This is a genomic window from Maricaulis virginensis, assembly GCF_027922185.1.
Lineage (GTDB): Bacteria > Pseudomonadota > Alphaproteobacteria > Caulobacterales > Maricaulaceae > Maricaulis > Maricaulis virginensis.
Map to the genome: position 1 here is coordinate 25820 of NZ_BSFE01000012.1, position 25341 is coordinate 51160.

The window sequence follows — 25341 nt, forward strand, 5'->3', positions numbered from 1 at the left end:
CATGCGTCGCGTCGTTATCACCGGACTCGGTGTGATTTCTCCCATCGGCAACAATGCCGCGGAAGTCACGCAATCCCTCAGGGATGGCAAGAGCGGCATCGGCCGCATGGACGACTTCGTCAAATACAATTTCAAATGCCATGTCGGCGGCAAGCCGTCGGTCGATCCGGCCGAACACGTCGACAAGCGCGTCTACCGCTTCATGTCGGAAGGCGCCGGCTGGAACTACATGGCGATGGAACAGGCGATTGCCGATGCCGGCCTGGAAGAGCGCGACATCTCCCATCCGCGCACCGGCATCATCATGGGCTCCGGCGGTCCGTCTGCCGGCACGATCGTCAATGCGGCCGACATCACCCGCGACAAGGGTCCGCGCCGCGTCGGCCCGTTCGCCGTGCCCAAGGCCATGAGCTCGACCGCTTCGGCCACGCTGGCCACGCCGTTCAAGATCCTCGGCGTGAACTACTCGATCACCTCGGCCTGCACGACCTCGCTGCACTGCATCGGCGCGGCAGCCGAGCAGATCCAGTGGAACAAGCAGGACGTGATGTTCGCCGGCGGCTGCGAGGAAATCCACTGGGCCCTGTCGAACCTGTTCGACGCCATGGGTGCCCTGTCCACCCGGTATAACGAGACCCCGGAACTCGCCTCGCGCGCCTTCGACAAGGACCGTGACGGCTTCGTCGGCGGTGCCGGCGCCGGCGTGGTCGTGCTGGAAGAGTATGAGCGCGCGAAAAAGCGCGGCGCGCCGATTTTGGCGGAAATCACCGGCTATGGCGCCACCTCCGACGGTTACGACATGGTCGCCCCGTCCGGCGAAGGCGCTGTGCGCGCCATGAAGCTGGCGATGGAGACGGCCGGTTCGGACATCGACTATCTTAACCCGCACGCCACCTCGACCCCGGTCGGCGATATCGCCGAAATGACCGCGGTGAAGGAGACGTTCGGCGACAGCGCGCCGATGATCTCGGCCACCAAGTCGATGACCGGTCACTCGCTGGGCGCTGCCGGCGTTCACGAGGCGGTCTATACGCTTTTGATGATGAAGCACGGCTTCGTCGCGCCCTCGATCAATGTCTTCGACATGGATCCGGACATCGCGGCGCTGAACCTGCCGATCGTCACCGAAACCCGCGATGCCGATATCAAGACCGCCATGTCGAACTCCTTCGGCTTCGGCGGCACCAACGGCACCGTGGTGTTCAAGAAAATCTAAGCCTCAAAGCGTTCGGGGAGAGCCTGATGAGCGAGACCGTGTTTCCGGCCGGAGACCTGATGAAAGGCAAGCGCGGGCTTGTCATGGGCGTGGCCAACAAGAACTCCATCGCCTGGGGCATTGCCCAGCAGCTGGCCGCCCAGGGCGCGGAACTGGCCTTCTCCTACCAGGACGATGCGCTGGAACGGCGTGTGCGTCCGCTGGTGGAAAGCCTGGGCGAGCCCTTCATGATCAAGGCCGACGTCACCGACGACGCCTCGATGGATGCCTGCTTCAAGCAGCTGGAAGACAAGTGGGGCACGATCGACTTCCTCGTCCACGCCATTGCCTTTGCCGGCAAGGACGAGCTGGTCGGTTCCTTCACCGAGAACACGACGCGTGAAGGCTGGCGCCGGGCGATGGAAATCTCGGCCTTCTCCTTCGTCGATGCCGGCAAGCGCGCCAGCCATCTGATGCCGAATGGCGGATCGATGGTGACGCTCACCTATCTCGGCTCCGAGCGTGTCGTGCCCTCCTACAATGTCATGGGCGTCGCCAAGGCCGCGCTGGAAGCCTCCACGCGCTACATGGCGCGCGATCTGGGCCCGAGCGGCATCCGCGTCAACGCGCTGTCGGCCGGACCGATGCGCACCCTGGCCATGGCCGGCATTTCCGGCGGCAAGGCGCTGATGAAGACCGGCCGCGAATGGTCGATGATGAAAGAGGACACGCGCATGGAAGGCGTCGCCGGCGCCGCGCTCTATCTTCTCTCCGATCTGGGCCATTCCTGCACGGGCGAAACCCTGCACGTCGACGCCGGCTTCCACGCCGTGGCGGTGCCGAGCATGGAAGACGACGAATAAGCGTCGCAGATACTTTGCTTGTGAGCCCGGCCGGTGTGCGCCGGCCGGGCTTGCCTGTCAGTGCCCTTGGCCTTCCTCAATCCGGCCTTCGAGCCGGGATCGATAGTCGCGGAAGGCCTGTAGCCGATCGGCCGGATGACCTTCCCGCTCACCGAGCGCGATAGCCCGGTCGATGACGTCGATCGCGGCCTGCACGTCCCCCGATTGACCAAGCATGTTGGCGCGGACGGCAACCACTTCGACATTGTCCGGAAAGCGGTGCTCGAGCGTGTCGAACACAGCCTGAGCAGCTTCGCCATGCCCGTCATTGCCAAGGGCGAACCCCGCCAGGCTCAGCTCCATGGTTTGCGGAACGAAGCGCCAGCCGAGCCCGGCCTCCTGCGCCGCGAACCACGCCTGAACCCCCGCCGCGCCACCCGCTTCACCGGCCGCGATCAGCGCGGCCTGTTGTCCGGCAAACGGATAGATATGGGCGATCGCGCGATGCAGCCCTTCCGGCACATTGGTGAAATGGTTTTCGCCGGGTGTGATCTCGAACACCCAGTCGAGGCCTTGCGGAGAAAGTGTCTCAAGCCGTTCGGCGAACAGCTCCCCGTCCGGCACGGTGGCCCCGCCATCGGTCTCCCCGACGGCCATGTAGAGAGCGGCACCGCCGAAATCGCGGTCCGCCGCCGCTTCAAGCCGGTCGAACAGCACGCGTTCCGAAACCCAGGTGCTTGATCCCAGCGCGATATAGGCCTTGAACGCGTCAGGCCGGCTCAGCAGCTGGTTCAGCGTCATGACGCCGCCGAAGGAATGTCCGAACAGAAGCCGGATCCCGTTGGTCCGGTACCGTTCCGCTATTCCTGGCAGCACCTCTTGAGTGACGTGAGCCAGATACGTATCGCCGCTCCCGGTCGACGGGTAGTGCGGGTCGGGTTCCGGAACGAGATCGGCGTTCCGGACCGGATTGTAGAGGCCGACAATGATGTGGTCGGGGATTCGTCCCCAATAGGCATGATAGTCGAACGTCGCCGCGACCAGGTCGAACTGCCACTGCGCATCGGTGAGAAAAAGAACCGGGTAAGTCCTATCCGGATCGTCGGCATACCCTTCCGGCAATTGAACGACGATCTGGCGCGTGGCGCCAAGGATCGGGGAATCGATCTCGACCCGTTCGCGCCGGTCCGGCGTGGCAAGCGGATCGGCCATGGCTGGCGGCACGAGCAGAACAAGAAGAACACCGAGAAGATGGAAAACGCGCATGGAAGTCACTCCGGAAACCAGGGCTCCGAATCTGGCGCGCGCCCTGCGTCCGGTCTTGTGGAATCGTGACCTCTCTCAGCGCCTGAACCAGTCTGCGAACGCGCCGGCGGACAGGCCGAATGTCTGGCGGAATGCATTCGCGAAATGGCTCTGATCGGCGAATCCCGACGCCAGGGCGATATCGGCCAGCCGGTCCCCGGCCTGGATCCGGCCCTTTGCCAGCTCCAGACGGCTGCGGAGCAGCAGACCATGCGGCGTGGCGCCGACATGACGCCGGAAGGCGCGGAAAAAATACCCCCGGCTCACCCCGGCATCAGCGGCCAGCTGATCGACCGATGTCTCCAACGCCGCAGGGCCGTACATGCGGTCGAGCAGTGCGGTCAGGGGTTTGCGTCCCAGCAGCCTGTCTGCCTGCAGCTCCGCAGAAGCGTACCGTTCTGCAATGTGCGCAATGACCGCATCCATGACAGGCGGCACACCGGCAGGCAAGAACCGCTCGGCCCGGGCCATCTCGTAGAGCCCGCCGCACAATCGTGACAGCTCGGCATCCCGGAAACAGGCCAACCGCCTGACGCCGGCCAGGGCCGGCGATATCGCGGCCAGTCTTTCCGGAGCGAAATGGATATGAAGGGCGCTGATGCCGGCGCCGTGCCACTCGACCGTTTCGGCTGTGCGTGCGGGATAAAGTCCGAGCGATCCGGCTGGCGAGCTGAAGGCTTCGGTCCGTCCGGCCACTCGCCGCCGTACGTCCGTTTCCCTTTCCGGATAATAGGACAGCACATGCCAGCGCCGCCGGTGCAAGGTGAGCGAACACCCCAGAGATTTCTGCCACTCCACGCTCCAGCCCGGCCCGTTGAACGGCCGCGCGGTGAGAAGGGTTTCATCGGGAATGATCGCGCGCAAAGGGCTTTTCCGCTGGCGGCTGGAAAACCGGACTGTGCCTGACAGGCCGGCGGGTCACAAGCCCTGGCAGGGGAAGCCGGTGCCGGACATGGCAAGCGAACAGGTCTGACAACACACAGCCAGGAAGAAACCCCGCCGAAAGCTGCTCCGGCGGGGTTTTTCATGTGCGGGCGTGATGCTGGGCGTCAGTCCGCAGCGACCTCTTCGCCGCCGCCCATCGGATCTTCTTCCGGCATCACCCAGCGGTCCAGCCAGTCGAAGCTTTCCGCGAGCACGTGGAGCACGCTCTCACGGCCGCGATAGCCATGGCTCTCATAGGGCAGCATGACCAGGCGGGCCGTGCCGGCATTGCCTTTCACGGCGGCGAACATGCGTTCCGACTGGATCGGGAAGGTGCCGGAATTATTGTCCATCTGGCCGTGGATCATCAGCATCGGCTCGTCGATCTGGTCGGCCTGCATGAAGGGCGAGAGCTCGAAATAGATGTCCGAGGCTTCCCAGAAGGTGCGCCGCTCGGCCTGGAAACCGAAGGGCGTCAGGGTGCGGTTATAGGCGCCCGACCGTGCGATACCCGCCCGGAAGATATCCGAATGGGCCAGCAGGTTAGCGGTCATGAAGGCACCGTAGGAGTGACCGGCAATCGCAAGGCGTTCACCGTCGCCGAAGCCCATCTCCACCGTGACGTCGCGCGCGGCCTCGGCTGACATGACAAGCTGTTCGATGAAGCTGTCATTCACCGTTTCCGGATCGTCGCCGACGATCGGCATGGTGGCGTTCTCCAGCAGGGCATAGCCCTGGGTCACCAGGAAGCGCGGGCTGGTGCCGGCGACCCGGGTGAACTCATAGGGCGAGCCGCGGACCTGGCCGGCGGTTTCGGCATTGTTAAACTCGCGCGGATAGGCCCAGACGACGACCGGCAGCTGGTCGCCTTCCTCATAGTCAGCCGGCAGGTAGAGCGTGGCGGACAGCGGCACGCCATCGGCACGGTCGAAGGTGATCAGCTCGCGCGAGATCGCGTTGAGCTGCGGATGGGGATTGGGGAAGTCCGTGATCTGTACCGTCTCTTCGCCCGCCCGGTGCCAGCGCACATTCGCCGGCGTCTGCGGGTCTTCCCAGGAGGTCAGGAAGGCGGAGGCGTCCGGAGCGGTCAGGCCGATCACCTGCTCGTAATTCTCGCCGGAATTGCGCCAGATCTCCTCGGTCTCGAACGTGTCGAAGCTGACCCGGTTGAGGAAGGGCCGGTCGCCTTCCGGCGTGGCGCCATCGCCGGTGAAGTACATGTAGCCGTCCGTCACCGCGACAACGCTTTCGCCGAAACGGTTGCGCGTCATGATCGGCTCGCCCGGATCGGCATAGCTGTCCTGGATATTGCGTTCCTCAGCCAGGCGCGGCTCGACCGACGGATCGGAGAAGTCGACCAGCCAGCGGCGCACGACCCGCGTATCGCGGTCATACTCCATGGCAAAGCCGGTTTCGCCCTGTTCGGTGAACTGGGCGCCGTAATAGCGGTCTTCGGTGCGCAGCAGCTCCACCGGCTCACCGTCGAACGGCGCGTCCAGCGTCCACACGCTGTCGCGCTCGTCGGTTTCGACACGCGGATCGCCGCCATCCAGGGCCTCGGCCCAGGTCAGGCGGGCTTCATGGGAGTCCTGCCAGCCGACAGAGCGGCGGCCGGTCACCACGCCACCGATCGGGATATTGTCGGCCAGCGGCTGTTCGGCGATCTGCGCGACCTCGTTACCGTTGAGGTCGATCACGAAGGTGCGGTCGGGAAAACGGCTCCAGGGCACCTGGTAGGAGAAGGGCTGGCGCATTTCGCCGATCAGGATGTAGTCGCCGCCCGGGGCCGGGTCGGCCATGAAGTAGAGGCCCGGCTCGCCCACATGGCGCAGGCCGCGGCCATTGGCGCCGACAATCGCCAGCTGGCTGGTCGCCAGCCAGGCGAAGAGTTCGGCATCGTGCTCGTCGTTCAGCAGGTCCTGATAGGTGCGGACCGGCGCTTCATAGCCGCTGGCTTCCTGGATCACCGGACCGGCCGGCACGCGCGGACGCTGCGGCCGGGCGCCGCGGTCCGGATCGGTCAGGCTGACCAGCAGACGCTCACCATCGGGCATCCAGGTGAAGGGCGAGAACACCGCATTGACGCCGCGCTCCACGACGGCCCGGGCCCGGGCGCGCTCGACATCGGCGACCCAGATCCCGATCGTGTCGTCGCGGGTAAGGGTGAAGGCGATCTTCGAGCCGTCCGGCGACCAGGAGATCGCGCTGATACCGGCATCGTCCGGCAGTTCGATCGTGCGTTCTTCGCGCGTTTCCAGATCGATCAGGCTGAGCCCGGTGACCGTGCGCGGTCCGTGACGGCCATTCGTCGCGGCATCGAGACGCAGGCCGGCGAGGCGCTCCATCGGGCGGGCCAGTTCAGACACCGGCGGCAGGGCTTCACGATGCATCAGCAACAGCGTGTCGCGCGCCGGAGAGAGCGAGGTATAGGGCGCAGGCGCGGCGTCGACGATGTCGACAATATCCTGCGGCGGCAAGCGGTAGGCCTCCTGCGCAGCCACCGGCGCCAGGCCGAAAGCGGCCAGCGCCAGGGCCGGCGCGGCACGGCGCAGCGCGGTGTGAAGTCCGAGCGGTTTCATGACTATCTCCCCGTATCCCGATCGATGACGGGGAGAATAGGGCGAACATCCCGTCCGGTCGCTGAAAATTCCGTAATGTTCGGCCTTCAGCGCACCGGAACGGACCGCCATTTCAGTCCCATGACGGGCCTCAAGGGCGGAATGCGGCGCACGATCTCATAGCCCGCCACACAGCCTGCCGTCGTGACCCCGGCAAGGACGGCAAACTCAACCCAGACATTCAGACCCATCGGCGCGATCCAGTAGCCGGTGAGGACGGTGATCGTCTGGTGCAGGATGTAATAGGGGAAGATCGCCTCGGTGAGGTAGCGGCGCACGGGACCGTCGCCATTGAGATAGCGGCGGGCCACACCGGTCAGCGCCAGAATGGCCAGCCAGGCATAGAGAATGCGGCCCAGGCGGAAGATCCAGCTCAGCCAGGCCTGCCCCTCCCAGTCGGCCTCCGGACGTCCCAGCCCCCACCAGAGCGCGGCGGCGTAGAGGGCGCAGCAGATCAGGGCCGGAACCAGGATACGGTCAGCGGCGCGCCAGAAAACCTCATTCTTCGCAACGGCATAGCCAATCAGCATAATGGTGAGGCGATGGGCGTGATTGGCCCAGTCCCATACGAGATTATGGGTGGTGGGGAAATGCGGTTCCAGGAAGATCCGGTAGGCCCAGAAGGGCAGGACGGGGATCAGGGCGAGCAGGAGCAAACCCGTCACGGGACGGTTCAATACCTGCAACATATGGCTGACATAGCCGTCGCACAGTCCCCTCATAAGCGGTACAAAAGGTGCCAGTATGAGGCAGTAGACCAAGAGGTAGACGACGTACCAGAGATGGTTCCACGTCGGCACTTCTATACCACCGATTTCCCACCCGAGGATATATCGCGGCCAGAAGGCGAGAAGTCCCTCCTCGATCACCCCCGCCTGACGCAGCTGCGCCCAGGTCTGGGGCATGACCACGACGATCATGCCGAACACGATCACCGGCAGGAGCCGCCCTGTCCGGTCGAGCGCGAAACGGCCGGCGCCGAGCTTGTCGGAGAGATAGCGGATCGCCACGCCGGAAATGAAGAAGAGCAGGGCCAGCCGCCAGGGATTGAGCAGCAGCATGGCGTAGACAGGGCCGTCATTGGCCCGGGTGCTCTTCACATGCCAGTCCCACGGCACGAAGAACATGCCGACATGGTAGAAGATGAGCAGGCCGAAAGCGATGATCCGCAGCCAGTCGAGATCGTGGCGGCGGGGATGGGCGGCCCCGGAAGCGGCGGGATGGGAGAGCGGCGTCATGGCGGTATCCTTTCGCCGCCAGACTGCATGGCCCTCGCGTTTGCCCCAGCGGTGCGGGACGATATCCGGACCGGCGGGGTGAGCGACTGCAGTGCGGGGACGGGCGGCGGCGCTCCGGGACGAGTGGCGCGCCTGCCTCTTGCCCCCGGCGCGCGCAAGGGCAAGAACACGGCATGACCCGGACCGAACGCCAGATCGAGGACGGCACCGACCGGCGCGTTGCGCTGTATGCGGGCCTGTTCACCTATGCCATGACGCTGGGCCATCTGGCCGTCAATTCGACGTCCCGGGTGACCGATTTCGAGCGCATCGGCCGGGAGATGGCCCCCGCCTTTTCCTGGTTCATCGAGGCGACCAGCGTCGTCTACGTCCTGCTGCTCTTCATCGGCCTGATCCTGCTGGAGCGGCGTTTCCCGCTGGCCTCGACCCGCTGGACCGTCGCCATCCCCGTCCATATCATCGGCGTGCTGGCCTATGCGACGATCCACATCTTCGCCATGGCCTGGACGCGCGAAGCCCTGACACCCCTGCTGTTCGGCTTCGACTACCGCTTCTTCGAGGACCCGGTGCGCGAATTCGTCTACGAGCTGCGCAAGGACGTGCTGACCTATGCCTCGCACTTCCTGGTCCTGTCCGGCTTCCGGGCGATCGAGACACACCGGATGGAGGCCATCGGCGCACGGGCCGAAGCACGCCGGACCCACCGGCTGACCCTGAAATGCGGCGGCCGGATCATCCGGCTGGAAGCGGACCGGTTCGACAGTGCCCGGGCGGCCGGCAATTATGTCGAAGTGCACACACCCGCCGGCGGGCATCTGGCGCGGATCACCCTGTCGGAGCTGGAAAAACAGCTGACGGAAGCCGGCATAGACGCGGTGCGCGTACACCGCTCCTGGCTGGTCAACCGGGCCCGGATCGCCGAGATCGCGCCGACCGGCGAGGGCGATGTCGCCATCACGCTGGAGAGCGGCGCCCGGATCCCCGGCAGCCGCCGCTATCGCGACAGGCTGGCCGCGGCCTGAGCCCGCGCGGCGGCGCGGAACAGGGCCGCCGCCGCCAGGAAAGCGCCGGCAAAGATCACGGTCACGCCGATCAGGCTCTGCGGCCAGGAGGGCCAGCCGCTGCCCATCCCGCCCAGCCAGGCGATGATACCGATCAGCACCTGCGCCCCCGCCATCAGGGCCAGGGTGAGCGCCATGCCGGCGGCCCGCAGGCGCGCGACCACGGCGCCGGCCAGGGCGATCAACACGACGACGCCATACATCAGGTTTGCCGCATTGCCTTCCGAACCGATGATGCCTACAGCGCCATTGATCCAGATCAGCGCCAGGACGGACAGAAGCGCGAGGAAGGCCGCAGCCCGGTAGGCCAGCTGGCCGCTGGTTCTCAGCGCGATGGCCGCACCGAAGACAAAGCCTGCCAGCAGGGTCGCCGCGGCCGCATAATCCCCGAAACTCCAGTCCATGCCCCGTCCCTCCCGTCCGGCTGAAAGGCCACGATAGCAGACCCCGCTGCCGGTCTGTCCAGTCCGCTGGAGCCAATGTCACAAACAGTCAAAACGGCCGCCATGCGATGGTCTAGAGATCGGGCCTGTCCCGTTTCCCGCCCCGGAGCCCGTCATGAATGCCCGCCGCCTGACCCCCGTCCTCCTGATCCTCGCCGTTCTGTCGATGGCGCCCCTGATACCGGGCGGCCCGGTGGAGAACCGCAGTTTCGGGCACATCCCCGTCGCGGTGCTGATCGCGTTCAACGCCTTCATCACGCTGGTGGTGCTGGGCTCGATCCCGCTGGCTGCGCTGGCGCGCCGGGGCGGCCGCCGCATCCTGGTCTGGGTGATCGCCGACGGGCTCGGCTATGTCGCGATTTTCGCCCTCGACCTGCTGCACATCTTCCCGGTCTCGCCGACACCGATGTCGCCGGCCCTGATCGGGTTCGAGCTTGCCGGACTGGTCTTCGGCCTCGCCATCATCGGCTCTGCCGCCCGCGACCTGCGCCGGCCGCAGCCGGGGCGGGCCCCGTCGCGTGCCCTGTCAGCCGGCGCGCGGCGGCTCATTCTCGGCGGCGCGCTCGCCCTGGCCGGTGCCGCCATCATCGCCGGCACGATCGGCGCGCTCCACTGACACCCACAACTCCACCCGCACCGGCCCGCCCAGGACCGCATCGGCCCGGAAGCGCTCGAAATCCGGACGCTCCGACTTCACCCAGCCGCTGCGCGGCAGCCAGCTGGCCCAGGCGTAATTGACGGTATCGAGCAGGGTTTCGAGCGGGCCGTCATGAACGAAGACGGCATAGGCACCCGCCGGGATCTCGAGGGCGATCCCGCCTTCTTCCGGCGCGCCTTCGCCCGCCTCGCCTTCGCCCGTCCCGGTGCCGCCGGCTTCTGACCCCGCTTCACGCGGCCGGGCGGCGAGATAGACCAGGCAGCGGTCCGGCGTGTCGGCGATGGCGGGATGGTCGGCCAGGGTGACGCCGAACAGCGTGTCGCCGGGTGCGGGCGGGTCCGCCGCCAGAACGGACATCCACAAAGCCTCGACGGCCGCCTGGTCTTCAAAGGCGACACCGATGCCCCGGCCGGCGAGCTGCAGCGGCTGCGCCCACTCGACCAGCTGCGGCGGGTCGCGCAGAATCCGGCGGCGCTGGGCGAGGCCAGGCGGCGTCGGCGGGCGCAGGCCGGACTGGTAGCGCCGCGCCGGCCGGGCGCGATAGCGGCCCGGCGCCGTGCCGTACAGGGCCTTGAATGCGCGGGTGAAAGCCGCCTGGCTCTCGAATCCGCAATCGAGCGCAAGATCCAGGATACGCACATCGCTGCCGCGCAGCCGGGCGGCCGCCCATGTCAGACGGCGCTTGCGGATATAGGCCTTCAGCCCTTCGCCATAATGGGCCTGGAACAGCCGGTGCAGATGATAACGCGTCAGACCGGCCGCGGCGGCGACCCGGTCAAGCGGCAGCGGCGTATCGAGATGCGCCTCGATATAATCCATCGCCGCCTGGACATGCTGCTGCGCCGTCTCCATCGCTTCGCCGGACCTCCTGCCCGGCGGCATAGACCGGGCCTCCCCGTCTGGCAAACGGCAGGGCCCGGGTCTGCTACCTCCAAGACAGTCTGGAGCAGTTTCGGCGGAACCGGGCCGATGAGACGGCTCCGGCTTTTTGTGGTCGCATTTTCGAACCGCGAAACCGGTGCCCACTTTCGCAGAAAAGGCTCTAGAACCGCGCCTTGATGCCCACGATGCCGACATTGGACTGGACGCCGGACAGGGAGACGTCCTGGATGCCGACGAAGGGCTGGAAGCCGTCGTTGAAGACGTATTCCACGCCCAGATCGAGCTGCGGTGTGAGGTGCATTTCCAGGCCGAGCACGTGCTGGAAGGCCTCGTCGAACTCGGTATTGTCCGGGCCGAGTGTGGTGTGGGAGAAGACCGCGCTGAGATCGGTGTCATGGCCCAGAAACTCGGTGCGGTAGCGGCCCATCACGGTGAGCGCATCGAGATGGCGATTGCCGTCGAAGGCGGCGCCGGTATCGGTGTCGAAGCCGGTCGCCGACCAGACATCGGTCGAGCGCGTGTATTCCACGGCGAAGTCGTAGCGCGGCGTGGTGTATTCCGCCGCGATATCCCACAGGCCGGTGCGGTATTCGATATAGACGAGCGGCGGACGCGGCGCGTTGGGCGGTGAGAAACGGTCGACGGCCTGCACCGTGTGGGCGGTGAAATTATTGTTGTAGATCGTGTCGTGCAGATAGCTGGCCGACACGCGCAGGGCCCGGTCGTCGCCCAGATCGAAGCGGCGCTCGGCCTTCAGGGCGAAATTCGTGCCCAGACCGCCATCCCGGTCGGTGGAATAGCCGGTGCGCAGCATGCGCTCGCCGGTCGCCGCCGTGGCGGAGACGCGCCAGGTATCCGCGATATAGCCCAGCTCCAGCACCGGCTCGTCGGCCAGGGCCCAGAAGAAGTGCTGGTTGATGGAGTGGGTGAAGGGGTTGTAGCCAAACTGCTCGCCGAAATCGATCGTCTTGCGGCCATAGGCCAGATAGCCGCCGAACACGTCGAGATTGCCCAGGACGGCATAATATTCGCGCGTCTGGAACTGGTTCTGGTCGCGCGTGAAGGTGACTTCGGAATACTCGGTGTGCACGAAACCGGTCAGCCAGCCGCCCACGGCGCCGGTGAAGGTGAGGCCGGCGGCATTGATCACGAAATCGGAGTTTTCCTCGCCGGACCCGTGCTGGTCGGGAAAGCGGTTGAGGATCGGGAATTTGCCGGCCGTATCCGTGGTCTCGTGGAAATAGGCGCCCTTGAAGAAACCGCCCAGGGTCAGCGTGTCCGGATCGATCTGGCCGGACTGGCGTGCGCGCAGCAGGAAAGCGACATCCTGGGTCAGGCCTTCCTGGGTGTCGGCCAGCTGGCTGGTCAGCGCCGGGTCGACCCGGATGTGGCGGCCCAGCGCCGTGTATTCGACATCGTGATCCTGTGCAGAAGCAGCACCGCTTGCCGCCGCGAGCGCGGCAGTGGTCAGAAGAATGGTTTTCACTGAAACGTCCCCATTGCCGGCGCGGCACGCCGGAAAATCCCGAAAAGAGATGGGGTTACTAGCAGGGCGGTTTGCAACTGCAAGCCGCGCGTGCCGTAGAAATGATACAGACTTTACAGTGTGTTGAAAAAGAAACGCCCCCGCAGGCGGAACCTGCGGGGGGACCAGACGCCGAGCAAGCCAACCTTGAGATTCACAATGCGATTGACTCGCGCCATAGTTGACATTAACCAATTCCAGTATTCGGGGAGATGTTGATGCCGATAGCTATTACACCCGCAGGCTTCCAAGCACTGGAGAGCGCGAAGCAGCGTCTCCAGACGGACCGTCGTGTCGCTCTCGACTTCAAGGGTGCGCGTCCGGATTTAGAAAGCGTGTCAGTAGAAGACGCGACAATCATGGTAAGCTGCACGCTCAACGTTGTTCTAAAGTGGATGCTTGAGCAATCTGATATCGACACCGCTTGTTCCAAATGTCGGATTATCATCGAGACTGAGAAAGGCCCTATCTCACCCAGTTCTCAAGAGCGGGTATCAAGCGATCGTCCTCGAAACCGAGTGAAGCTCAAGAAAGATTTGAAGATCAAGATTCGCAGTGCAATTGAACGATTTAATAAGGACCACGGAGCGCGCATTAGTGGTAGAGACGCCGGCATGATTGCAAAAATGATTTCCGAGAGCCTGTCCAAACTCTACCTCAACAAGAATATTCAGAATGACAACATTCTAAGCGTCAAGTGCACCCCGGCGTAAATGAAGATACCTAGTTGGTTATTTATCCACAAACTGTACGATGTAATGGGGCCTCAGAACTGGTTCCTCGCATTCACTCTAATACCTCTCGTATCGGATGTAATATCTTACGCCGAGGAGGTTAGAGAAGATTTTAGCTTTTCTCTATCTGGCCCTCTGGCAACATATTATTTGGGATTGTTGGTCTGGGGCACCTCAATGCTTCTTTGTCGCATTCTTATCCCAAATCGAACTTGGCAGATTTTGAGAAGCAAAAATGTCGAAGAAGCCTTGGAAGCATTAACAAGTTCGGAAGTTGTAAAACGCGCCAACGCGCATTCTTCTTTAGAAAACCTGGACAAGTTGGATGCGGAAATTTTAGAGCGTGACATTGTATCAATGTTGACACCCGGAATTCCCAGTTCCGAAGCACAGAAAATCGCTCGATCAATAAATACAACATACAGACGACGCCTGACGCCGTTGAGTTTTAGCGATGTTGTCGACGACGCCCTAAGAAACTCCGATCAAGGCACTGGATTCAGGAAGAATCCGGTCGCTAGATTCATATGTTTTTTTCTTTTAGTCGTTTCAGCCGGCTTTCTTATCGTCGATTTTGTTTGGGATGCCATCAATATTATCCTGTAACGATCCAATCTCTTTTTCTGAAAGCGTACCAGCTATATCCACGCCAAGTTTCGCGTATATTCCTAAAACAAATAATCTTTTTATACTAAGTGGGATTTCAACGTTTGGACTTTCCAGTCGTAGAATTTCTGACAGGACCTCTATATCGCGCTCGAAATCTGCGCTTCGAATTTGGTCGAAATATTGATTGCTCGCCGCCATATCGCTCTCCCGCAAACCCAGACTCTCTCTTTTTTGGCTGATTGAAAAGCCCGAGATTCAACCATTTGATAAGATTCGGGCATCTCAATCGCGACGGTTGAGCGCGATTCTAGAATTGGGCGAATCACCTCGTAGACTCATCGCAGGCCCGAAGACCGCTCCGGTGCCTTTCGAGTCAAAAAAGGCCCACCCATTAGAGGGCAGGCCTTTCAAGTTGAAGTTTCGGCAAACGCCTTATTCGGCGTCGGCTTCTTCCTTGACCTCTTCGCCGGTCTCCTGGTCGACGACCTTCATCGACAGGCGGACCTTGCCGCGATCGTCGAAGCCCAGCAGCTTGACATAGACTTCCTGACCTTCGGCGACGATGTCGGAGGGATGGTTCACGCGTTCCTTCTTCATCTGCGACACGTGGACGAGACCGTCCTTCGGGCCGAAGAAGTTCACGAAGGCACCGAAATCCATCACCTTGACGACCTTGCCCTTGTAGATCTGGCCTTCTTCCGGTTCCGCGGTCAGACCGTGGATCCAGTCGAGGGCAGCCTTGATCGAGGCGGCATCGGAAGAGGAGACCTTGATCACGCCGTCATCATTGACATCGACCTTGGCACCCGTCTTCTCGACGATTTCCCGGATCACCTTGCCGCCCGAACCGATCACGTCGCGGATCTTGTCGGTCGGAATGGTGATGGTCTCGATACGCGGCGCAAATTCGCCGAGCTCGGTGCGGGCTTCGCCCAGCGCCTTGCCCATCTCGCCGAGGATATGCATGCGGCCGCCCTTGGCTTGTTCCAGGGCCGTCGTCATGATGTCTTCGGTGATACCGGCGATCTTGATGTCCATCTGCAGCGAGGTGATGCCCTCGGACGTGCCGGCGACCTTGAAGTCCATATCGCCCAGGTGATCTTCGTCACCCAGGATGTCGGACAGGACGGCAACGCCGTCCGGATCCTTGATCAGACCCATGGCGATACCGGAGACCGGACGCGTGATCGGCACACCGGCATCCATCAGGGCCAGCGAGGCACCGCAAACCGTGGCCATGGAGGACGAGCCGTTCGATTCCGTGATCTCGGAGACGAGACGGATCGTGTACGGGAAGTCTTCATGGTTCGGCAGGACAGCCCGCACCGCACGCCAGGCCAGCTTGCCGTGGCCGATTTCCCGGCGGCCCGGCGCGAGACGGAAGGACGTCTCACCGACCGAGTAGGGCGGGAAGTTGTAGTGCAGCAGGAACTTTTCCTTGTAGGTGCCGGTCAGGTCGTCGATGAACTGCTCGTCCTCGCCGGTACCCAGCGTGGCGACAACCATCGCCTGGGTCTCGCCGCGGGTGAACAGCGCCGAACCGTGCGTGCGCGGCAGGATGCCGGCTTCCGACACGATCGGACGGACCTGGTCGAGCGAACGGCCGTCGATCCGCTTGCCGGTCTTGATGATGCCGCCGCGGACGATGGAGCTTTCCACCGACTTCAGCACATCTTTCAGAACCGTGCCCGGGATACCGTCGGGACGTTCTTCGGTCAGGGCCAGCTCGGCCACGGCCTTTTCCTTCGCCGCGCCGACCGCTGCATAACGCTCGGTCTTGTCGGTGATGGTGTAGGCCTTGGCGAGGTCGGCTTCGACCAGCTTGCGAACCCTGGCTTCCTCGGCCGAGTAGTCGGCCGGCTGGTAGTCCCAGGGTTCCTTGGCGGCTTTTTCGGCCAGCTTGATGATCATGTCGATCACCGGCTGGAAGGCCTTGTGGCCGGCCATGACAGCGCCGAGCATGATGTCCTCGGACAGCTCCTTGGCTTCCGATTCCACCATCATCACGGCGTCGCTCGTACCTGCAACGACGAGGTCCAGAGCGCTCTCCGGCATTTCGTCGACATGCGGGTTGATGACGTATTCGCCGTTGATATAGCCGACGCGCGCCGCGCCGATCGGGCCCATGAAGGGCAGGCCGGACAGGACCAGCGCCGCCGAGGCGCCAACCATGCCGACCACGTCCGGATCGTTTTCCATGTCATGCGACAGGACCGTGATCATCACCTGGACTTCGTTCTTGAAGCCGGGTGCGAACAGCGGACGGATCGGACGGTCGATCAGGCGCGAGGTGAGGGTTTCCTTTTCGGTCGGACGCCCTTCGCGCTTGAAATAACCGCCAGGAATTTTCCCGGCGGCGAAGTATTTTTCCTGGTAGTTCACGGTGAGGGGGAAGAAGTCCTGCCCCTCTTTCGCGGTTTTGACGCCGACAGCGGTGGCGAGGACCGTGGTCTCGCCATAGGTCACCATGACCGCGCCGTCTGCCTGCCGGGCGACCCGCCCGGTTTCGATGGTGAGCGGACGACCCGCCCACTCGATCGTTTCTTTCTGAATATCGAACATATCGTCTTTCGTACGGATGTGGTCGCGGATCAGCGGCGCAGACCCAGCTTCTCGATAAGCGCCGTGTAACGCGCTTCGTCTTTCTTCTTCAGGTAGTCGAGAAGCCGGCGACGCTGGGAAACCATCTTCAGAAGGCCGCGACGCGAGTGGTTGTCCTTCTTGTGGCTCTTGAAGTGCTCGGTGAGGTTGGCGATCCGTTCGGTCAGGATAGCCACCTGGACTTCGGGCGAACCCGTATCCGTGTTGCCGCGAGCATTGTCCTTGATGAGCGCGGTCTTGCGCTCTTGCGTAATCGACATCGTGTTCTCCTAAAACGCGCTATGTCGCCCCGTTCACGGGGTGAGGTTGAAAACGCGCCAGGGCTGGAATTTTCCGGCTCTGGCGTCGCCGATCGCGACTGCCTGGTCCTTGCAGACCGCCAGGGCCGAGAAGCTGCAGTCCCGACCCGCTATCGAGAGCGGGCGTCGCTGCGTTTTCAGCTCTTGCGCCTGACGCGGGAGCAGGACGATCGGGCGTCCTTGCTTCAATTGGAAGGCTTCCTCCTCGGTCACGGCCAGGGCCGGGATGTCGTCCAGCGCGGTCTGAACCGGGAGCAGAGCTTCCGAAGCGGCGCCCTTATGGGCCATTTCTTCCAATACGTCCAGTCTTGTGGATTCAGCCTCATCGAAACGGCCGACCCGGATCCGGCGCAGCGCCGCAACATGCCCCTCCGTACCCAGCGCGAAGGCCAGATCGCGGGCCAGGGAGCGCACATAGACGCCCTTGCCACAGCGCATCTCCAGCACCGCCATATCCGGCGACGGGCAGTCCATCAGGCTCAGCGCGGAGACATGCACCCGGCGCGCCTCCAGCTCGACCGCCTCGCCGTCGCGGGCGAGGTCGTAGGCGCGCTCGCCATCCACCTTGATCGCGGAATAGACCGGCGGCACCTGTTCGATATCGCCGATGAAGCCGGCCAGCGCCGCCTCGATCGCCGCCCGGTCCGGGCGCACCTCCGACGTGGCGGCAATCTCGCCCTCGGCATCCAGCGTGTCGGTGCGCTCGCCCCATTTCACCGTGAAGCGGTAGATCTTCTCGCCCTCGACGGCGAAGGGCACGGTCTTGGTCGCCTCGCCCAGCGCGATCGGCAGCAGGCCGGAGGCCAGCGGGTCGAGCGTGCCGGCATGGCCGGCCTTCTTCGCATTGAAGATGCGGCGCACGGCCGAGACGGCCTGGGTGGAGGTCATGTCGAGCGGCTTGTCCAGGACGATCCAGCCATGGACGTCCAGCCCCTTGCGGCGGCGGGCCATATCAGTCTCCTTCTTGCGCCGGGGATCGGACCCGGATGCTCAAGAGCGGTTGAAAGGGCGGCGAAGCTAGTCCTCTTCTTCCTCGCCCGGATGATCGTGTCTGAGGTCCTGCCTGACCTGCGGCCGGGACAGCAATTCGTCGACATGGCTGGCCGTGTCGAAACTGTTGTCCGGGTGGAAGTTGAGCTGCGGCGTGAACTTCATGTCGATCTCGCGCCCCAGCTTGCCGCGCAGATAGCTGGCGGCGCGGTTGAGCGCCGCGGCCAGACGCACCTGGTCGCCCTGGCCGAGCGGCGCGACATAGACTTTCGCCTGGCGCAGATCGGGGCTGGGCCGCACCTCGGTGACCGAGATCAGCACGCCGTCCAGATCCGGATCGCGCAGCTCCTCGCGGGCAAGAATATCGACCAGCGCATGACGGATGAGCTCGCCCGCGCGCAATTGCCGCTGCGAGGGGCCCTTGGTTTCGTTGCGATGCTGATGCCTGGCCATGACGCGCTCCATCGGTTCGGGTCCGGGGCGCGGGGGTGTACGCCTCTTGCCGCGATGATGCAAGGCATGCGCCCGGCTTTGCAGGGCAAGCGCTCGCAAAAGCGTGAATGGCCCCGCCCGGGCGCCGCGTCTAGTCTCGATCACCGCCGCGGGGAGGAGGACGCAGATGGACAAGTCGGTTGCCGGCTTTTTCGTGATCATGATGGCGCTGGTCGCCCGGCAGGACGATGCGCCGCCGGAGATACCGGTCGCACAGGCCTATCTGGCCGCCTACCAGGCGCAGGATTTCGACGCCCTGGCCGGGCTCTATGCCGAGGACGCCGTGTTCGTCGACCCGACCTCCTTCGATGTCGGCGACATCACACCGCCGATCGACTGGCAGGGCCGCGAGGCCATCCTCACCGGATTGCGTTCGTGGAATGTCGAACGGCTCGAATATGCCGTCGATCGCAATTATCAGGCCTCCGGACGCACCGTCTTTGACGGCGCGGTCACTGCTGTCTACGCGTTGGAAGACGGGGAACGGCACTACCGCTTTCCCATTGTCACCATCGTCACGGTGCAGGACGGCCAGGTCGTCGAGCATCGCGACTATACCGACTATGCCGGTATGGCGCAGATCACGCCGGCCGGCGATCACTGACGAGGACCCTGCATGAGAAAACATACCGTCGCGGCAGCAATGATGGCCGGCCTGTTCTGCATGCCCGCAGCCCGGGCGCAGGAGATGAACGAGACCGAGCGTTTCGCCCGCGAGTACATGGAACACTATTCCGCCGTCGACTGGGATACGATGGAAGGTTATCTGGCCGAGGATGTGGTGTTCGCCGACCCGACCGCGATGGGGCCGGACTATGGCGAGGACGGTGCCCTGTACGAGGGCCGCGAGGCGGTGATGGAGGCGCTGCGCAGCTTCAGCGCCAGCTATAATCCCATCGAGCTCGGCTTCGAATGGGACACCGTGTTCGAGAGCAATGGCCGCGTTGTCTTCATGGGCCATGTCAACGCGCTCTACCCGGCGCGCACAGAGGGCCAGAATTTCCGCTGGCGCGCCGAACAGGTCACCGTGGTGACGGTGCGCGACGGCGTGGTGATCCGTCATGACGACTACGCCAATTACGCCAACCCCGAACAGGGGCTGATCCCGGCCGCAGAGTGACCCACCGGCACCTGTAGCGGGATGCAGAAAGGGCGGCCCCTGCCGGAGCCGCCCTTTTTCAATGCCAGCTGTTTTAATGCCTGCCGTCCGTCCGAACCGGTCAGTCCAGCTTGCGGGCGATCTCGACCACTTCGAAACACTCGATCTGGTCGCCCTTCTGCAGGTCGTCGTAATTCTCGAAGGCCATGCCGCACTCGGTACCGGCACGAACCTCGGGAACCTCGTCCTTGAAGCGCTTGAGGGTTTTCAGATGGCCCTCGTGCAGCACCGTGTCGTTGCGCAGCAGGCGCACGCCGCAGCCGCGCTTCACCACGCCTTCGGTCACACGGCAACCGGCGACCTTGCCGACCTTGGTGATGTTGAACACTTCCAGGATCTCGGCGTAACCGATGAAGTTCTCGCGCTTCTCCGGCGCCAGCATGCCTTCCATCGTGTTCTTCACGTCGTCCAGCACGTCGTAGATCACCGAATAATAGCGGATCTCGACACCTTCACGCTCGGCCAGCTCGCGGGCCTGCTTGTTGGCGCGGACGTTGAAGGCGAAGACCGGAGCACCGGACGACTTGGCCAGGAGCACGTCGCTCTCGTTCACACCGCCCGGGGCAGCATGGACGACGCGGGCGCGGACCTCGTCATTGCCCAGCTTCTCGAGCGACTGCTTGATCGCCTCGGCCGAACCCTGCACATCCGCCTTCACCAGCAGCGGCATTTCCTGGGTCTGGTCCTGCTTCAGGCGCGCCATCATCTGCTCGAGCGAGGCACCGCCGCCGCTGACCGAACCGGCCGCCTGACGCTCCTTGCGCTGGCGGTAATCGGCGATCTCGCGGGCCCGGGCCTCGTTCTCGACGACGGCAAAGACCTCGCCCGGTTCCGGCGCCCCGGCCAGACCGAGAATTTCGGCCGGTACGGACGGAGCCGCTGATTCGAGCTGCTGGCCACGCTCGTTTACGAGCGCACGCACCCGGCCCCACTGCGAACCGGCAACGACGATATCGCCGCGCTTCAGCGTACCGCGGCGCACCAGCACCGTGGCCACCGGACCGCGGCCCTTGTCGACCTGGCTTTCGATGACCACGCCTTCGGCCGCCCGGTCTGGATTGGCCTTCAGGTCGAGCAGTTCGGCCTGCAGGTTGATCGCCTCGGTCAGCTCGTCGAGACCTTCGCGCTTCTTCGCCGACACATTCACCGACTGCACATCGCCGGACATCGCTTCCACGACGATCTCGTGCTGCAGCAGGTCGGTGAGGACTTTTTGCGGATTGGCATCCGGCTTGTCGCACTTGTTGACCGCGACAATGATCGGCGTACCCGCCGCCTTGGCGTGATGGATCGCCTCGATCGTCTGCGGCTTGACGCTGTCGTCCGCCGCCACGACCAGGATCACGATATCGGTCGCCTCGGCGCCGCGCGAACGCATGGCCGAGAAAGCCGCGTGACCCGGCGTGTCGAGGAAGGTGATCTTCTCGCCGCCCTTCAGCTGCACCTGGTAGGCACCGATATGCTGGGTGATGCCCCCCGCCTCGCCGGCGGCCACATCGGTGGCGCGCAGCGCATCGAGCAGCGAGGTCTTGCCGTGGTCGACGTGACCCATGACGGCGATGACCGGCGCGCGGGTGACCTGGCTTTCTTCCGGATCGTCCTCGGCGATGAAGCCTTCTTCCACGTCGGACTCCGAGACGCGCTTCACGGTGTGGCCGAATTCCTCGACCACCAGCTCGGCCGTGTCGGCATCGAGCACATCGTTCACGCGGACCATCTGGCCCTGCTTCATCAGGTATTTGACGACGTCGACAGCGCGTTCCGCCATACGGTTGGCCAGGTCGGATACCGTGATGGCTTCCGGGATGACCACATCGCGGGCGATCTTGTCGCGGCCGGCACCGGTATCCTGGCGGCGCTGCTTTTCACGCTCGCGGGCCCGGCGCACCGAGGCGAGCGAACGCTGCCGCTCCTCGTCGCCATCGACGATATTCTGGATCGTCAGCTTGCCGCGGCGGCGGTTGTCGGTCTTGGCTCGGGCCGGCTGGGCCTTGGCCGGACCGGGACCGGCACTGCCCTTGCGCTTGACGCGACCGCCCATGGCCTCGAGGGCCGAAGCGGCGTCCTCGCCATCATCGCGACGGTCGCGGCGCGGCTCGTCCTTGTCCTTGGCCGGCGCAGCCTTGCGGCGCGGCTCGTCTTCGCCGCGCGGCGTATCCTGGACCGCGGCCAGATTGGCCGCCTCTTCTTCCGCCTTGCGGCGCGCTTCGTCGTCAGCCTTGCGGCGGGCCTCATCCTCGGCTTCGCGCGCTTCGCGTTCCTCACGCTCGCGCTGTTCCTCGAGATGACGCTGTTCGTCCGCCGCGCGCTGGGCGCGCTCCTCGGCTTCCTTCTTCTTCTGGGCGTCGCGATCAGCCGCCTCGGCCCGGGCCCGGGCGATGGCGCGCTGACGGGCAACCAGTTCCTCTTCGGACAGGCCAAGCTGGCGCGCCTTGGCCGCAAGCGCGCTTTCGCCGCCCTTGGCCGCGCCGCCGGCACCCTTGCCGGTTCCCGGAGCTCCGTCCTTGCCCGGTGTCGCCACGCGCTTGCGCTTCTTCTCGACCACCACGGCCTTGGAGCGTCCGCGCGCAAAACTCTGCTGCACGGTGCCGGAGCCGGATCGTTTCAAAGAGAGCGGCCGGCGGCCGGACTTGTTGTCGTCTGCGTCGCTCATGCGAGCCTTCCAAATCGGCTTTCGTTCCACGTTCCGCCCCGGTAGCCGAATGCCGGTGCGGCGCACTGTTCAAACCTGCTCGTCCGGTCTGAAGGCTCGCTAAACTAGCCAGCTTAGGCCCGGACGCAACCGCGAAGGCGGTTCATTTCGCATCTGCCGCAAGACCCGCCCCGTGCGGGTCGAGCGGCCGGAAGCCCGAAAGCTTCCGCATCACCGCCGAAAAGGCCCGCGCCTGCGGTCCCTCCGACAGGGAGGCATGGACCACCGGACCGCGCCCCAGCGCCAGACCGATGGCTTCCGCCTCGAAACACCCCGCCACCGGGACATCGCCCCAGGCTGCGCGTGCCAGCCGGTCGAGTTTCGACCGGCCATCCGCCGCCCCGTCCGACGCCTCGATGCGCCAGGCCGGGCGGGCGGCCTTGAGGGCGAGACGCACCGCGTCCTGCCCCGCTGCAAGCTCGCCGGCCCGGCGCGCCAGACCGATCAGGTTCAGCGCGCGCTCGGCCAGAAGCCGTTCGATGGTCCCGGCGAGATCCTCCGGAACCGTGACCGGACCGCCAAAGGCCCGGTTGAATGCCTTGCGGGCGACCGCCCGCTCCACCGACGCCCGGTCGGCGGAAACCCAGGCACCGCGGCCCGGGAGTTTCGCGGCCAGATCGGGCACCACGCTGCCATCCGGCGCGAGGGCGATGCGGACCAGATCCGCCTCATCCCTCACCTCGCCGCTGGCGACGCAGCGCCGTTCACGCGCCTGGCCGCTGACAGGAGACCTAGTCAGTCTCCTTCTCCTCTTCGGCCGCCTCGTCGAGATCGAGACCCAGGGCCTCGGCCTCGGCTTCCAGAGCCGCCAGATCCATGTTCTCGACGTCGAACACGCCGTCGTCCTCACCCTCAGCCTCGACCTCTTCGACCTCCGGCTGCGGCAGGTCGTCTTCGGAGATCCAGCCGGCGGCAACGCGGGCGCGCATGATCATCATCTCGGCATCGTCGGCAGACAGGTTGAAGTCTTCCAGGATGCCCGGTTCGCGCACGCGCTCGCCATTGCGGTTCTCGAACCAGCCCCGCAGGTCGTCGGTGACCAGGCCGGCCAGATCGTCGACCGTCTTGACGTCGTTCTCGCCGAGCTTCACAGCCATCGGCAGTTCGACACCCTCGATCTCGAGCACGGCGTCCTCGACGCCCAGCTCCTTGCGCCTGGCGTCCTGTTCGGCTGCCAGACGGTCCAGATAATCGCGGGCGCGGGCCTGGATTTCCTCGGCGGTGTCTTCGTCGAAGCCTTCGATCACGGCGATCTCGCCGAGGTCGACATAGGCGATTTCCTCGACGTCCGAGAAACCTTCCGTAGCCAGAAGTTGGGCAATGACCTCGTCGACATCAAGGGCCGCGATGAAGAGCTGGGTCCGCTCGGCGAATTCCTTCTGGCGGCGTTCAGACTCTTCTTCCTCGGTCAGGATGTCGATCGACCAGCCCGTCAGCTGCGAGGCCAGACGGACGTTCTGGCCGCGGCGGCCGATGGCGAGCGAGAGCTGCTCGTCCGGCACCACGACCTCGATGCGCTGGTCTTCCTCGTCGAGCACGACCTTGGCGACTTCCGCCGGCTGCAGGGCGTTGACGATGAAGGTGGCCGGATCGTCGGACCAGGGGATGATGTCAATCTTCTCGCCGGCGAGTTCGGACACCACGGCCTGCACGCGCGAACCGCGCATACCGACACAGGCGCCGACCGGGTCGATCGAGCTGTCATTGGAAATCACGGCGATCTTGGCGCGCGAACCCGGGTCGCGGGCAACCGACGGGATCTCGATAATGCCTTCGTAGACTTCCGGCACTTCCTGGGCGAACAGGGCAGCCATGAAGTCCGGATGCGCCCGCGACAGGAAGATCTGCGGACCGCGGACCTCTTCGCGCACATCGTAGATGTAGGCGCGCACGCGCTCATTGTTCTGCAGGTTTTCGCGCGGGATGCCGTCGGCGCGGCGGATAATGCCTTCGGCGCGGCCCAGATCGATGATCACATTGCCGTATTCGACGCGCTTGACGATGCCGGACACGATCTCGCCGACACGGTCCTTGTATTCCTCGAACTGGCGCTGGCGCTCGGCTTCACGCACTTTCTGCGTGATGACCTGCTTGGCGGTCTGCGAGGCGACGCGGCCGAACTCGATCGGCGGCAGCTCGTCGGAGAAGACGGTGCCGATCTCGGCGGTCTTGTCGATTTTCTGCGCGTCGGCGAGCGTGAGCTCCTGGCTCTCGTTCTCGACCTCTTCGACGACCGTCATGTTACGGGTCAGCGACAGCTCGCCCGTCTTCGGGTCGATCTTGGCGCGGATGTCGTTCTCGGCACCGTAGCGCGAGCGCGCGGCCTTCTGGATCGCTTCCTCGATGGCCTCGATGACGATGCTCTCGTCGATCGATTTCTCGGCAGCGACCGCACGGGCGATCTGCAGCAGCTCGAGCCGGTTGGCGCTAACACCAATGCTCATCGGGCAATCCCTTTTGCCGTAAACAGCGACATCATTCGTCTCCTTCAGTCTGCGCGGGCGCATTGCCGCCGCGCGCTTTCAAATCCGCCTCGATCAAGGCGTCCGTGAGTACAAGTTTGGCATCCGCGATCCAGTCGAACGGGATCAGCGCGGTGTCCTCTTCGCCGTCCATGTCGAGAAGGACATTGCCATCCTCGACACCGGCCAGCAGACCGCGGAAGCGCTTGCGGCCTTCCACCATGCGGTCCAGCTCGATCCTGGCCTCGTAACCCTCCCAGCGCGCAAAGTGCGCCAGCGTGGTCAGCGGCCGGTCGATACCCGGCGAGGATATCTCAAGATCGTATTCACCGGAAACGGGATCCTCGACCTCGAACACGTCGGACAGGGCGCGCGACAGGCGCGCGCAGTCGTCGACATCCACCCCGCTGCCGTCCAGCCGGTCGGTCATGATCTGAAGGCGCGGCTTCTTGCCGGACATGACGCGCACGCGCACGATTTCCAGGCCGAGCCCGGCAGCCACCGGGTCGGCGAGGGCGAGAATGCGGGTGTCCTGCGGGGTCTTGGTCTTCAAGGGACCCGTGTCTCCATCAAAAAAAGAGCGGCCGCCGGAAGCGACCGCCCGATAGCATC

General features: G+C 64.4%; 23 protein-coding genes. 7 read left to right on the forward strand and 16 right to left on the reverse strand.

Annotated features, from left to right (window positions below):
- The first annotated feature begins 1 nt into the window (after position 1).
- Both fabB and PKE71_RS15690 read left to right on the forward strand, forming a co-directional pair.
- Positions 2-1216, forward strand: a complete 1215-nt coding sequence (gene fabB / locus PKE71_RS15685) for a beta-ketoacyl-ACP synthase I (protein WP_271187946.1) — start codon at positions 2-4, stop codon at positions 1214-1216.
- Between the two features lie 26 nt (positions 1217-1242).
- Complete coding sequence (locus PKE71_RS15690) at positions 1243-2058, forward strand: enoyl-ACP reductase FabI (RefSeq protein ID WP_271187947.1); 816 nt, start codon at positions 1243-1245, stop codon at positions 2056-2058.
- A 57-nt stretch (positions 2059-2115) separates the two neighbouring features.
- Here PKE71_RS15690 and PKE71_RS15695 read toward each other — a convergent pair whose 3' ends face one another.
- The 4 genes from PKE71_RS15695 to PKE71_RS15710 form a co-directional block, all read right to left on the reverse strand.
- Entirely contained in the window at positions 2116-3303 is a 1188-nt protein-coding gene (locus PKE71_RS15695) for an alpha/beta hydrolase-fold protein (RefSeq protein WP_271187948.1), read from the reverse strand.
- 75 nt (positions 3304-3378) lie between these two features.
- The gene (locus tag PKE71_RS15700; RefSeq protein WP_271187949.1) at positions 3379-4206 is read right to left on the reverse strand and encodes a helix-turn-helix transcriptional regulator; all 828 of its coding nucleotides are present in this window, start codon (positions 4204-4206) and stop codon (positions 3379-3381) included.
- Between the two features lie 185 nt (positions 4207-4391).
- Positions 4392-6845 carry a S9 family peptidase gene (locus PKE71_RS15705; RefSeq protein WP_271187950.1) on the reverse strand — a complete coding sequence of 818 codons (2454 nt, stop codon included), beginning with the start codon at positions 6843-6845 and terminating at the stop codon, positions 4392-4394.
- A gap of 86 nt (positions 6846-6931) precedes the next feature.
- The gene (locus PKE71_RS15710; protein ID WP_271187951.1) at positions 6932-8122 is read right to left on the reverse strand and encodes an acyltransferase family protein; all 1191 of its coding nucleotides are present in this window, start codon (positions 8120-8122) and stop codon (positions 6932-6934) included.
- Positions 8123-8295: 173 nt separating this feature from the next.
- Between PKE71_RS15710 and PKE71_RS15715 the strand changes: the two genes are divergently transcribed.
- The gene (locus PKE71_RS15715; RefSeq protein WP_271187952.1) at positions 8296-9144 is read left to right on the forward strand and encodes a LytTR family DNA-binding domain-containing protein; all 849 of its coding nucleotides are present in this window, start codon (positions 8296-8298) and stop codon (positions 9142-9144) included.
- Here the strand turns inward: PKE71_RS15715 and PKE71_RS15720 are convergent.
- Positions 9117-9587, reverse strand: coding sequence for a hypothetical protein (locus PKE71_RS15720; protein ID WP_271187953.1), 471 nt, complete (start codon positions 9585-9587; stop codon positions 9117-9119). The two genes, PKE71_RS15715 and PKE71_RS15720, sit on opposite strands and share 28 nt — an antisense overlap.
- A gap of 154 nt (positions 9588-9741) precedes the next feature.
- Between PKE71_RS15720 and PKE71_RS15725 the strand changes: the two genes are divergently transcribed.
- Complete coding sequence (locus tag PKE71_RS15725) at positions 9742-10242, forward strand: hypothetical protein (RefSeq protein ID WP_271187954.1); 501 nt, start codon at positions 9742-9744, stop codon at positions 10240-10242.
- Here the strand turns inward: PKE71_RS15725 and PKE71_RS15730 are convergent.
- Both PKE71_RS15730 and PKE71_RS15735 read right to left on the reverse strand, forming a co-directional pair.
- Positions 10153-11166 carry an AraC family transcriptional regulator gene (locus tag PKE71_RS15730; protein ID WP_271187955.1) on the reverse strand — a complete coding sequence of 338 codons (1014 nt, stop codon included), beginning with the start codon at positions 11164-11166 and terminating at the stop codon, positions 10153-10155. The two genes, PKE71_RS15725 and PKE71_RS15730, sit on opposite strands and share 90 nt — an antisense overlap.
- A 160-nt stretch (positions 11167-11326) precedes the next feature.
- The gene (locus PKE71_RS15735; protein WP_271187956.1) at positions 11327-12652 is read right to left on the reverse strand and encodes a hypothetical protein; all 1326 of its coding nucleotides are present in this window, start codon (positions 12650-12652) and stop codon (positions 11327-11329) included.
- Positions 12653-12909: 257 nt separating this feature from the next.
- Between PKE71_RS15735 and PKE71_RS15740 the strand changes: the two genes are divergently transcribed.
- On the forward strand, positions 12910-13404 hold the full coding sequence (locus PKE71_RS15740; protein WP_271187957.1) for a hypothetical protein: 495 nt from the start codon (positions 12910-12912) through the stop codon (positions 13402-13404).
- 570 nt (positions 13405-13974) lie between these two features.
- Here PKE71_RS15740 and PKE71_RS15745 read toward each other — a convergent pair.
- The 5 genes from PKE71_RS15745 to rbfA all read right to left on the reverse strand — a co-directional run bounded on the left by PKE71_RS15745 (position 13975) and on the right by rbfA (position 18377).
- Entirely contained in the window at positions 13975-14232 is a 258-nt protein-coding gene (locus PKE71_RS15745; protein ID WP_271187958.1) for a hypothetical protein, read from the reverse strand.
- 234 nt (positions 14233-14466) lie between these two features.
- A complete protein-coding gene (pnp, locus tag PKE71_RS15750; RefSeq protein ID WP_271187959.1) occupies positions 14467-16596 on the reverse strand; it encodes a polyribonucleotide nucleotidyltransferase in 2130 nt (709 codons plus the stop codon).
- 29 nt (positions 16597-16625) lie between these two features.
- Positions 16626-16895, reverse strand: a complete 270-nt coding sequence (gene rpsO / locus PKE71_RS15755) for a 30S ribosomal protein S15 (RefSeq protein ID WP_271187960.1) — start codon at positions 16893-16895, stop codon at positions 16626-16628.
- A gap of 33 nt (positions 16896-16928) precedes the next feature.
- The gene (truB, locus tag PKE71_RS15760; protein ID WP_271187961.1) at positions 16929-17885 is read right to left on the reverse strand and encodes a tRNA pseudouridine(55) synthase TruB; all 957 of its coding nucleotides are present in this window, start codon (positions 17883-17885) and stop codon (positions 16929-16931) included.
- A gap of 66 nt (positions 17886-17951) precedes the next feature.
- The gene (rbfA, locus tag PKE71_RS15765; protein WP_271187962.1) at positions 17952-18377 is read right to left on the reverse strand and encodes a 30S ribosome-binding factor RbfA; all 426 of its coding nucleotides are present in this window, start codon (positions 18375-18377) and stop codon (positions 17952-17954) included.
- Between the two features lie 166 nt (positions 18378-18543).
- Here rbfA and PKE71_RS15770 point away from each other — a divergent pair, with 166 nt between their 5' ends.
- Complete coding sequence (locus tag PKE71_RS15770) at positions 18544-19020, forward strand: nuclear transport factor 2 family protein (protein ID WP_271187963.1); 477 nt, start codon at positions 18544-18546, stop codon at positions 19018-19020.
- Between the two features lie 12 nt (positions 19021-19032).
- A complete protein-coding gene (locus PKE71_RS15775) occupies positions 19033-19536 on the forward strand; it encodes a nuclear transport factor 2 family protein (RefSeq protein ID WP_271187964.1) in 504 nt (167 codons plus the stop codon).
- Positions 19537-19636: 100 nt separating this feature from the next.
- Here PKE71_RS15775 and infB read toward each other — a convergent pair whose 3' ends face one another.
- From infB to rimP, 4 genes are all read right to left on the reverse strand, one after another.
- Complete coding sequence (infB, locus tag PKE71_RS15780; RefSeq protein WP_271187965.1) at positions 19637-22228, reverse strand: translation initiation factor IF-2; 2592 nt, start codon at positions 22226-22228, stop codon at positions 19637-19639.
- A gap of 142 nt (positions 22229-22370) precedes the next feature.
- Entirely contained in the window at positions 22371-23039 is a 669-nt protein-coding gene (locus PKE71_RS15785) for an RNA-binding protein (RefSeq protein ID WP_373878828.1), read from the reverse strand.
- A complete protein-coding gene (nusA, locus tag PKE71_RS15790) occupies positions 22999-24711 on the reverse strand; it encodes a transcription termination factor NusA (protein WP_271187966.1) in 1713 nt (570 codons plus the stop codon). Before nusA ends, PKE71_RS15785 begins: the two co-directional genes overlap by 41 nt.
- A 31-nt stretch (positions 24712-24742) precedes the next feature.
- Positions 24743-25282 carry a ribosome maturation factor RimP gene (gene rimP, locus PKE71_RS15795; protein WP_271187967.1) on the reverse strand — a complete coding sequence of 180 codons (540 nt, stop codon included), beginning with the start codon at positions 25280-25282 and terminating at the stop codon, positions 24743-24745.
- Positions 25283-25341: the final 59 nt, after the last annotated feature.